Origin of the sequence: Streptococcus constellatus, from assembly GCF_902167705.1 — a bacterium.
GTDB classification, from domain to species: Bacteria; Bacillota; Bacilli; order Lactobacillales; family Streptococcaceae; genus Streptococcus; species Streptococcus constellatus_A.
The window spans coordinates 1-11,312 of record NZ_CABHMZ010000016.1; the positions used below are offsets into that span (position 1 = coordinate 1).

3 protein-coding genes and 3 pseudogenes are annotated in these 11,312 nt (G+C 36.8%); 5 read left to right on the forward strand and 1 reads right to left on the reverse strand.

Features of this window, described 5'->3' with window-relative positions:
* Positions 1–88: 88 nt before the first annotated feature.
* A pseudogene (locus FQ204_RS04665) lies at positions 89–931 on the forward strand (glycosyltransferase family 2 protein); the annotation flags it as partial.
* Between the two features lie 8 nt (positions 932–939).
* Positions 940–2,042, forward strand: a pseudogene (locus FQ204_RS04670) (glycosyl hydrolase family 8).
* Between the two features lie 56 nt (positions 2,043–2,098).
* Here the strand turns inward: FQ204_RS04670 and FQ204_RS04675 are convergent.
* Positions 2,099–5,308 (reverse strand): annotated as a pseudogene (locus FQ204_RS04675) (LPXTG-anchored zinc carboxypeptidase).
* A 275-nt stretch (positions 5,309–5,583) separates the two neighbouring features.
* On the opposite strand from FQ204_RS04675, the gene FQ204_RS04680 reads away from it, so the two are divergent.
* From FQ204_RS04680 to FQ204_RS10680, 3 genes are all read left to right on the forward strand, one after another.
* The gene (locus FQ204_RS04680; RefSeq protein WP_144209221.1) at positions 5,584–8,865 is read left to right on the forward strand and encodes a polysaccharide lyase family 8 super-sandwich domain-containing protein; all 3,282 of its coding nucleotides are present in this window, start codon (positions 5,584–5,586) and stop codon (positions 8,863–8,865) included.
* 317 nt (positions 8,866–9,182) lie between these two features.
* Positions 9,183–9,956: an Ig-like domain-containing protein gene (locus FQ204_RS10675; protein ID WP_260843552.1), complete on the forward strand. Its 774-nt coding sequence runs from the start codon at positions 9,183–9,185 to the stop codon at positions 9,954–9,956.
* Positions 9,953–11,209 (forward strand): Cna B-type domain-containing protein, encoded by a 1,257-nt coding sequence (locus tag FQ204_RS10680; RefSeq protein WP_260843553.1) that lies wholly within the window; start codon positions 9,953–9,955, stop codon positions 11,207–11,209. The genes FQ204_RS10675 and FQ204_RS10680 overlap by 4 nt, the downstream gene beginning before the upstream one ends.
* The last annotated feature ends 103 nt before the right edge of the window (positions 11,210–11,312 follow it).

Below are 11,312 nucleotides of genomic sequence, written 5' to 3' on the forward strand. Positions count from 1 at the left end.
CCACGAAAATGTTTAGCTTACAGAACTGCTTATGAAGCTCTAGTGGATGAGTTAGAGTAAATGTTGCACTTATTCTTGCAATTTATCTGTTAAAAAAGTGTTGGAAGATCCTGAACGCCATGTGGCCTCTTTTGGTCGAAACAAGACACGAAATGCTAATCAAAACTTCTTAACACGTTGTATCAATCAAGAGATTGTCGTGACGCAACGAATTCAGCATGTTGGTATGTGGCATATGTTTAAAATTGGTCGTATTCCTGGTACAAATTTTATCATCAATACGGAATTTGTAAAAAGTATTGGTGGGTGGCGAAATGGCGCCCTGACAGAGGATACTGATATTTCTTTTAAAATTATGCAAAGTGGGAAATTGATTGCTTTGGCTTATAATTCTGAAGCTTTCCAACAAGAACCAGAGACAGTTAAAAGCTATTATATGCAGCGGAAACGTTGGGCTAAAGGAAATTATGAAGTTGTTATTTCAAATTTCAAGCATTTGTTTGACAAGAGCAATTGGCGCGTGAAATTAGAGGTAGCCTACTATTCTTGTGTCTTCTTCTGGTTTAATGCAGCGATTATTTTATCGGATATTGTCCTTTTGTCAAATGTGATTGCTATTATTGTTCATCTATTTGTCCCAAGTGTTCATATTCCTTTTACATTTGATTCAAGTAATATTTACATTGCGCAATTGATGTTGTTTAATTGGCTTTTGATGATTATGCTGTATCTCTTACAAATCAATATCTCTCTTGCTTCCCAATTTGGTCAAGCAACTTCTAAGCAGATTTGGTTAGCATTGGCATCTTATTTTACTTACTCGCAGTTATTTATTATTGTTTCAATTGATGCTGTAACTTCTGTTACATTGGACAAACTCTTCCACCGTGATGGAACCAAATGGGTTAAAACAAAGCGATTTGCAGGATAGGAGGAAACGTGAAAAGAACAAATTTAAGATATGTTTGGCTAGTTGGTATTTTATTGACATTAACTGCGATTTTTACTTATGTCAGAATAAATAGTACAGGTCATTTAAAAAGTCAGATTTCTCAACAATGGTTAAAAGGTTATGTTGTTCGACAAAAAGATCAAGCTTATGTAAAAACAACCAACAATAAGAAAAAAGATGTTGTCTTGTCTGAATCACAAGGCTATGGAATGGTGATTGCTGTTGAAGCTGCAAAACAAAGGAATGCTAGCCTGAAAGATTTTGAACGTTTGTACAATTATTATTTGGCACATCGTATGAAAAATACGCAGCTGATGTCATGGCGGCAAACGGTTAAGAATGGCATCGTTAAAGCTGAAACAATAATGCAACTGATGGCGATCTTTATATTGCATATGCTTTGATTCAAGCAGCTAAACTATGGCCACAAAAGGCTGCCGTTTATAATGCGCAGGCCAAGGCAATTTTGAAGGATATTTTGACTTATAATTATAACAGTACAACAGGAGTGCTGACGGTTGGAAATTGGGCAACTTCAGACTCAAAATACTATCGTTTAATGCGAACATCAGATGTTCTTCCAGCTCAATTCCAAGCTTTTTACAAGTTGACAGGTAATAGGCAATGGTTAAATATCAGATCAAACATGCTATCTAAATTGGAAATGATGAGTGCTAAAACAAAAACAGGTCTACTTCCAGATTTTCTTTGGGTGGAGGCAAATACGGTTCGTGCAGTTGAGAAAAAGTCGGTCGCTTCTAAATATGACGGTGATTATTATTACAACGCTTGTCGTTTACCTTATAATTTAGCGCAAAGTCAGGATAAACAAAGTCAAAAGATTTTAGATAAAATGATGAATTTCTTTATGAAACAAGAGATTCTTTATGCAGGCTATACTTTGAAAGGAAAAGCGCTAAATAATTATCAATCTGCCAGCTTTGGTGCTCCAATTTTTTATGCGGCTAATCGAAATTCGGCATATCGCAAACTGGTTCAGCAGAACAAATATATCTTTATGCAAGATTTGTCAAAAGAAAATTATTATGAAGCAGCAATGATTACTCTTGTTGCGCTAGATGCTTTATAAAACAAACTTCCTCGAATATTAAATCCGAGGAAGTTTTAAGTTATAAAAGAAGATACTTATTCTTCTTTTTTCTTTAAATGGAGCAAGTAGCCACTGACAAGAATGAACATGCTAGCAATGATGAGATTGCTTTGGCTTTCTTTATTTCCAGTTTGAGGAAGTTGAGCTTTTTTAGCAGTGTTCATCATTTGAGGTTGAGGAGTGTAGCGTAGGGTTGTAGCTTGAGCTGCCTGAGGTTTTTGATTGATGATCTCAACAACCTCAGTAGAAGGCTTTTGTTCTTTCTCAAGATCTTTCAGTTGAGCTAATTGACTGCCAAAGATAGCATTGGATACCCAACGGTAGAAATGAATAGTATGCAGACGATTAGTTGGATTTCCAGCATAGATGAACATAGGTTGGTCTTTATAGCTACCGGAAATCGCAACAATTTTATTAGCTAAGTTTTCATTTCCTGGCCACCACCCAGCAATGTAGTAGTCGCTACCTGCAATTGTTGCCAAAGTCTTGAAATTGGCAGGAACCTTGGCAATCCAGTTTCCAGAATTAGAATAGAAGAGGTCATTCTTATTGTAACCACTGGTTAGCGGATCTGCATCATCAATGATAGATTTCATCAGGCCTTCATAATCACTACCACCTTTGAAATGTTCCGCATCAAAGCCACTAAGGACACCGAGTTTTTCAAGGCGTTGCATAGCAGTGCCCCCAACTATGATTGTCGGTTTCAAACCGAGAAGAGACTTGTCAAAATTATCGCTTTCTAGAACAATCACATCAGCTTCTTCAGGGGTATTGACAATATCAAATCCCAAATTCTTCAAAGCAAGAGCAGTATGAGCAGGAGTATCTACACCAGCCCAATAATATTGATGAGGCGGTGCATAAACTTTTAAGGCTTTTAAGGCTTGACCTTGAGGAACTTTATACAGTGCATCTCCATAAATTGCAAAGTTGTTCAGCAGGTTGGCAAAAGTAGGAGTATCTACGATATAGCCGTCATCTGTCAAATAAACTTTCTTACCGTCTCGGATTGCACGATTGACAGCGCGAACGGCACTTTCTGAAGTATTGGCAATGACATAATACGGTGCTTTGTGGTCAATTTCACTGGTTCGAGTAGCACGAAGAGCAGTTACTTCACCGAGTTTACCGTCAAAGAGTTTATCTTTGAAGACAGCTACAGCCTTAAAACCTCTCATATCTGGAAAATTAACCAGCAGTTCTGCATACATAGCAGCCCAAGCAGATTCGTTGGAACCCTTGTAGAGGATATGATTGGCATAGCCACGTTTGGCTTGCGCCATGTCAACAACCAAATCGCCTTTCTTATAACTGCCAGTATCTTCCTTCAATTCTTGAATGACAACCCCATTCCTCTTGAAGTATTCAATCATATTAAAGGCTTGTTGAGAGTCATTGGATTTGTCAAGTTCCATTGGAATGACATAGTAATCAGGGAAGAATTTCTTTTGTCCATGTTTGATACGACCGACTACTTTACCATCTGGTCCAACTAATTCATTTTCAGCTTTTGGATCTTCAACCTTGTTGATGCCACGGAGATAGAAGTTGAGGCGCATTTCCATGAGTTTATCAGGATCTTGGGACAGGTAAGAGATACCTCCAAGGACAGCGTGATAAGCAGCCTTATAGGATTCTTGATTGCCCTCAGGGATTTCAACGGTATGTCCTAATATTCCGTGGTACATAGCATAGACACCAGTGTAGCCAGAGAAGGAGTCATCCCAGCCATCGCCCCAGTCTAGTTTAGGAATGATGTAGTGGTCATACTTGGAATTGGCAACACCAGCACGGCCCATGTGGTGGGCATTTTCCAACATATTTTTTGACAAAAGGTCATATTCAAAGTTTGGATCGTGCGGTGGAGTCGCTGGCTCAATCAGGAAGTCCTTGACAAAGCCGTGGATGTCGTAAAGTGCAATTGGATTCCATTTGTTGATGAGTCCAGCAACAGTCCGGGTTTCTGGGTTGGCCTGATAGCTAGTATCGCGGTTTGGATCGATTCCGTTAGCTAGGGCACGGATATTGGCAACATCTCCGTCAGGATTTTCAGTAAAGTCAAAGAGGAAAATGAATTTCTTGAGGAGTTCTTTGACACTGAGTGTGACAGTCTTAGCATTGCCATTAGCATCGGTGGTTTGGAAAGAAATTTGATCTTTGGTCGCAAAAGTATTGAAGAGTCCAGTGATGATATCGATAGCAGGTTGTTCATCGGCGTGGGTATTGTTGATAAGGACTGGAAGTTTATAGTCCAGCGTGCCATTTTTCAGAGCCGCTAACATTTCAGCTGGTTTAGTGAGAGCGAGTCGATTGGTTGTATTGAGATAGTCGTCAATGCTTTTTTGATCAGAACTGATGATACTGAGTTTAACTGGACGTCCTTGAGCGCTGGTACCAATGTTTTCGATTTTAACAAGCCGATCATTTTTAGCTTCTTGTCGACTTTTTTCAATAGCAGCTAACATTTCTTCGTGAGTATGGAAGTTTTCATACGGTCGGAAAACAAGTGTTTTTCGAATCGTCAGACCGGATTTTTCGTTTGTTCCAACGAGTTCATGGTTTCCGATAAATTGCCGATAAGTTCTGCGGATATTATTTGGCGTCCGAAGACTTAAATCCTTTCCAAATAATTCATTAAATTTGAGAGAAAGTTTGAGGTCAGAGCCATTAGTTGTTTCCTCAATTGTGACAAAGGAATCTCCTGAAAAATCTCCCTTCTTCATGTTCCAAGTTTTCCATTCAGTGATTGGTTTATTATCTAATTTCCAAGTCATTTTGCCAGCAACAGCTCCCTGTTCCTGCACAGTATCAGTAATTGTAGCTTTTTCAGACATATGGACTGTACTATCAGTTAATTGGACCTTCTTTTCTTCTGTTCCAGCTGCTCGTGTTTCTGTTTTTGCAGGTGTTGCAGGCGTCTCTGTTCCGGATTCGTTTGTAGTAGAAGTTGGGCTGTCTATTGAAGGAGTGTTTTCCGATTTCTGTGCCTCTTCTTGATAGGTTGTTGTGGGAAGCTGAACTCCAGTTGATGAAGAATCTGGCGTTACAGTCGCTCTAGTTGCATTTGTTTCCGTACTTGCCTTTTCGGCAGGAACTACTGTTTCTGTCTTGTTAGTAATAGGCTTCTCCGTGCTATCTTGCGTATCTGCAGCAGCATTTCCTTACGTTAAAACTGCAACAAGAACGGCAGCTGATAAGCTGAGAACATTTGTGTACAACCGTTTCTTATATGAATTTTTCATAAGAAACCTCCTTTATTATTTGAAGTATACAAAGGTAGTATACCAGGAAATGTAAACGATTTCAAGCAAAAATATATATAAAAAATAGAAATATGTATAAAACAATAGATATGTAATGAATATGAGTGGAAACAAAAAATTATGATGAATGTAACAGAAAACGTTTACAAAAAACAGTAAAAATGATATGCTTTATATAAACCGGTTTACTAACAAAAAGAGATGTACTGAATAATCCTCTCAATGATTGAAATTTATATGTATAGGAGTTGAATATGAATTCAGAAATTAGAAATCATTTTGTATCGAAAAAGTTGCTTATTTCCATTTCATCTGTGCTTTTATCTGGAATCTTATTGGTGAATGCTTCGACGATTGTTAGAGCAGATGAAGCAACAATTAATCCATCTCAGAACTCTGGAGTAACTTCACAAGCAGATACTCAGATAGAGAAAATTACAGAAGAGACAAACCAACAGAGCATGGTAAATCAAGCTATTTATAATCTTTTGAAAAATGGAGATTTTAGTCAGTTAGAAGATAAGCAAGGTTATTGGACAGGGACAAAGGCTATTGGTTGGACAGCTTGGATAGATAACAATTACAAAGACAATACTCCTTCTAGAAAGATAGAAGTGATTGATCAAGCTGTTATGCTGTCTAGTTCGGAACCTTTTCGAGCAGTTGTGCATCAGGAGCTAACTGTTGATGCCAGCAAAAAATACAAACTCCGTTTTAAAATCAAAGCAGAAAATAAAACTGGTGCAGCTTATGTTCGTATCATTGAAGGAGAGGGGACTCAGAAGAATCTTTGGTATTCTGAAAAAATATCAGGAACAACCGATTGGAAAGTGTTGGAAAAAGATTATGTTCCCCTTTCAGCTGCTAAAAAAATTAAAATAGAGTTGTTTTATGATAAAGGAACGGGCTCAGTTTCTTTTAAAGATGTTGAATTAGTAGAAAATGGAAATAAGGTGGAAGAAAAACCGCAGGAAACAGAAAAGGGAATAGAAGATAAGATTAATCTTCCATTAGGGAAAAAATATGTTTTAAACAAAGTGGAATATAATTATTCAATAGAAAATAGTACAATAGCCTCTGTAAAAAATGGAATTATTGAACCACTAAAAGAAGGTCTGACGAATATTAAAGTTGAAAAAGACGGCAAAGTCGTAAAGACAATTCCTTTAACGGTAACGAGGTCTGCTAAAGATCAATATAGTCAACTGTTGGAAGACTGGAATGATATTATTGCAGGTAATCGCTATTTTAATCCAAAAGATCCATACATGTCTACTTTTAACAAAGAATTAGAGGACAAAGTAACAGAAAACTTGAAAACAATCTCATCCAAAGAAAATCGAACTTACTTATGGGAAAAATTAGCAAACTATGAAACTTCTTCTAACTTGACAGCAACTTATCGCAAGTTAGAAGAAATGGCAAAGCAGATCACGAATCCTCACTCTAGCTATTATCAAGATGCCAACGTTATCCGTACTGTTCGAGAGGCTATGGAATGGCTTCATAAAAATGTATACAATAGCTCTAAAAATATCGTTGGAAATTGGTGGGACTACGAGATTGGTACACCAAGAGCCATTAATAATACACTGTCTTTGATGCAGGAATATTTTTCAAATGATGAAATAAAAACGTATACTGATGTTATTGAAAAATTCGTACCAGATCCAGAATATTTCCGGAAAACAACTACGCCATTTAAAGCTTTAGGTGGTAACTTAGTAGATATGGGACGTGTAAAAATCATTGCAGGCCTGTTGCGCAAAGATAAGCAAGAAGTTGCTGCTACGATTCGTTCCATTGAGCAAGTTTTCACTTTGGTAAATAGTGGTGAAGGCTTCTATCCAGACGGCTCTTATATCGATCATACCAATGTTGCTTATACAGGAGCTTATGGCAATGTTTTAATTGATGGGCTTTCTCAATTGTTGCCGATTATTCAAAAAACTTCAACTCCTATAGCAACAGAAAAAATGCAGACCATGTATCATTGGATTGACAAATCATTCTTGCCTTTGATCGTTCATGGAGAGCTAATGGATTTGAGTCGCGGACGCTCTATTAGTCGTGCTAATAGTGAAGACCATGTGGCAGCAGTTGAAGTACTTCGAGGCATTCATCGAATTGCAGAAATGTCAGATGAAGCAACAAAACAAAAATTGAAATCAATTATTAAGACGATTATCCAATCCGATACGTTCTATAATGTATTTAACAATTTGAAAACATATCGTGATATTAGCCTGATGGAAAATCTGTTAAATGATGCCTCTGTAGCAACAATCTCAAGAGAGAGTTACTTATCAGCTTTTAATGCAATGGATAAATTAGCTTTGTATCATGCTGAAAAAGATTTTGGCTTCGGCTTGTCTATGTTCTCCAGCCGAACCAAAAATTATGAAGGAATGAACAAGGAAAACAGAAAAGGTTGGTATACAGGAGATGGCATGTTCTATCTTTATAATGGAGATTTGAGCCATTATAGTAATCATTATTGGGCGACTGTTAATCCGTATAAATTGCCAGGAACGACCGAAACGTCTGCTCCTAGAGAAGATGATTCTGGTCAAGGCGTGCTGCCATCTGGTTTTGTAGGGACAAACAAGCTAGATGAAAAAAATGCGACAGCAGCTATGGATTTTACAAATTGGAACAAAACATTGACAGCACATAAGAGTTGGTTTATGTTAAATGGTAACATAGCTTTTCTTGGAAGTGCCATTCAAAACCGTTCAAATAATACAGTCTCAACCACCATTGAGCAGAGAAAAGAAAACCCAGAAAGTCCATACAAAGTATATGTTAATGATAAAGAAGAAGGTTTAGCGGACAAAGAAAATCCGTATAATGCGACGAAGAGTGTCTTTCTAGAGTCAAACGACAAAAATAAAAATATCGGTTATTTCTTCTTTAAAAAGACAGACATTACAATGATGAAGAGGATTCAAGAAGGGGCTTGGAAAGATATCAATGCTTCTCAATCCGATGCGAAAGTGCAGAATACCTTTATTACCATTAGTCAGACTCATAAGGGAGATGGTGATAGCTATAGTTATATGATGATTCCCAATGTAGATCGTACCACCTTTAATCAAATGGTGAAAGATTTGGAAGGCGCTCTCCTTAAAAATAATGATAAATTGCAAGCTGTTTATGATGCTCAACAACAAGTTTGGGGCATTGTGAAATATGATGATTCTGTTTCGACTATTTCAGACCGATTCCAAGTAAGAAAACGAGGATTGTACACTATTAGAAAAGAAGACAATGAATACAAAGTTTCGTACTATAATCCAGAAACAAAAAGCTCTGCTAGTAAAGACGAAGTCTTTAAAGAATTAGCAATAGCAAAACCAACCGATGAAAATTCATCAAAAAATAAGGGAAAGAAAATGAAAGAAAGTGAGACTGAGACAGCACTTCCTAAAGGAAAAAAGAAAACTCTTCCTCAAACGGGAGAAGGAGCCACTGTTTTACCCCTTTTGGGCATATTATTGGTGGGAAGTGGTTACGTTGTTCTTCGGCTGAAATAAATCTCCAAAAGCTGAAAATCAATTGATTTGATTTTCGGCTTTTTGTTTTTACTTCATTCATAGTCATGATAATAAAAAATAGAATTTTTGCATAGAATTATATGTTCGATACTCGTTTTAAATTTAGGGAACTATATAGCACTTTATCCTAATCACAACATATAGTATCTTAAAATAAGATTTTTGTAAATTTGACAATCATACTTTGTGGTTGTGTGAACAGGTATATCATTTCCTAAATTTATTTATTATATGGTATAATAAATAAGGATGATCTCTAAAAAATGATAAATATAATCTATTGACAGGAGGATAAAATGTTTAAAATAAAAAGAAGAACAAATAAGATTATCAGAGGTGCACTATTTCTGCTAGCTCTCCTTTTTAGTTTTCACATAACGGTGAAGCAAGTAATTCATGCTAAGACGATTCCAAATGTCATCACTTCAATGAAGGTGACGGATAGTGACGGAAATCCTCTCCAAGGTGACCTTAAAAAATGGCAGGATTTTAAGATTAGTGCAACTTTCTCGTTACCAAATAATACGGTAGCAGCTGGTGATACGACTACAATTGATTTCCCTAAACAGCTTGTTTATAACTCGCCTAATAAAAGTTTCAATATTGTAAGCAGTCAGGGAGATATTGTTGCAGTAGCAAATATTGATGCAACAAATAAAAAAATTGTTCTTACTTATACGGATTATGTTGAAAAACATTCGGATATTAAAGGGACATTTGATTTTCATGTTCGTTTTGATCATCGCGAGCATAAAGTCAACGGAAAAGTTGATTTAGAATTTAAAATTGATGGTAAGATAACGAATGCAGGGAAACCTGGTTTTGTTGGTGCAGGTGAAGCAGAAAAATTTGCAATTGTAAAGGGCGGATGGCCTTTGACCAATGATCCAGAGAGATTGGGCTATGATGTAGCGATAAACCGGACACAAGAAACCTTTAAAAATGCTGTTATTGAAGATGAGTTTGTGGGGAATGGTGTTATTGAAGCCGATTCTGTCAAGATTATCAAGGGATATGGCTTTATAATTCGACAACTTCCGAATGGGAATTGCAACAAGCAGAAGATGTGACAGCTAAATTGAAGGCTAATATTATAGTAAATAAGCGAAAAGCTACTGTCAAAATTGGTGGCATTGCTTCAAATGAGGGCTACTATATCAATTATAAAGTTAAATTGAATGGTGAACCGAAGATTGGGGATGCTTTTATAAATAAGGTCAAATTAACAGCTGACAATACTGTAGATAAAACTACAGAAGTTGAGACACGATATGTAAAAGCCAATGGGAAGGCTGATGGACAAAACTTCACGATTAAGGTTAAAAAAGTTGATGCTAACGGTCAGCCTCTTTCAAATGCTGAGTTTCAAGTGATTCGCAATCGTACGAAAGAAGTGGTTGGGACTATTACAACGGATGCCAATGGTATGGGAGAATTGTCACATCTTTTGAAAGATGAATACACCTTGAAAGAGAGCAAGGCACCAGATGGTTATAAAAAAAGGGATGAAAAGTTCAAGATTTCCCCTTCTGATTTTGGAACAGAACAAACTGTTTTGAGAACGATTGTCAATCAAAAAGTAGGGAACAAGAAGATAAAAATCAGCAAGCTAAATCCAAATGGTAAAATGATTTCAGGTGCCAAACTTCATGTTTACAAAGGAGAAGGAACACAGGGAGAGGTCGTTGCTTCTTGGACATCAGAGTTAGGAAAAACACATGAATTAAGTTTAGATCCTGGAATTTATACTTTTCATGAGGAAACGGCTCCTAATGGCTACAAAGCTGTCAGTGACATTGTTTTTGAGGTAACAACAGCTGGACAAGTGAATATCCTTAAAGCTAAGAATAATACGGCAACTGTCAAAAATGATAGATTAAATATTACAGATCAGTTTGATGAGGCAAGAACGAATATCTCGGTTGTGAAACATTGGGATGACAAAGATAATCAAGCTGGAAAACGTCCAAATCATATTACAGTGAATTTGCTGGCTGACGGGAAAAAGATAGAATCTCAAACGATTAAACCAAATGAAAACGGTAAATGGCGTGCAGAATTTACCAATAAACCAAAATATAAAAATGGAAAAGAAATTCATTATACCATCACTGAAGAGGTTGTTGCTTCTTATCGTGCAGAGATTAGTGGTGATGCAGCATCAGGTTTTGTATTGCAGAATTTATATGATCCATCTCAACCGCCAGCACCAAAACAAAAGATTTTACCAAGGACAGGAACGACAGTTATGGGTGCCTTGATTGTTGTAGGGTTGGTAGTTCTTAACAGGAGTATCTACTTAGCAAAACGAAAAAATAGGTAGGGTTATTTGGTTTGACGATAAATTGCAAGAATAAGTGCAACATTTACTCTAACTCATCCACTAGAGCTTCATAAGCAGTTCTGTAAGCTAAACATTTTCGTGG